The sequence below is a fragment of the Photorhabdus viridis genome, assembly GCF_040256935.1.
Classification (GTDB): domain Bacteria; phylum Pseudomonadota; class Gammaproteobacteria; order Enterobacterales; family Enterobacteriaceae; genus Photorhabdus; species Photorhabdus viridis.
In genome coordinates this window covers 1-247 of record NZ_JBEJZY010000422.1, presented here as the reverse complement: position 1 = coordinate 247, position 247 = coordinate 1, and the positions used below count along the sequence as shown (strand labels likewise).

1 protein-coding gene is annotated in these 247 nt (G+C 46.2%); it reads right to left on the bottom strand.

The window, feature by feature from the left end; translation table 11 throughout:
* Positions 1-132 precede the first annotated feature (132 nt).
* Positions 133-247 (bottom strand): DUF3304 domain-containing protein (locus ABR397_RS24005; RefSeq protein WP_350307875.1); only part of this gene is annotated, 115 nt, incomplete at its 5' end.

Sequence of the window (247 nt, the reverse complement as noted above, 5' to 3'; positions counted from 1 at the left end):
TTCATGATGATGGCCTCTTAAAAAAATAAATCACACGCTGTCAATATATCGCTAACAGGGTGAGGGCGACCATCTCATTAGTGTGGGGCACTTGAGTTATTTAGCGGTAAAGTGGGCAATTCAACCGGACTATTACCCGTAGGCGTCACAAGAGGTCGTGACTTTAATCTGATCACAAGGCAAAAAGTGCACCGTAATCCCGCAGGTATCACCGCCATTTTGATAATAGGGCACTGGCACCACCTGA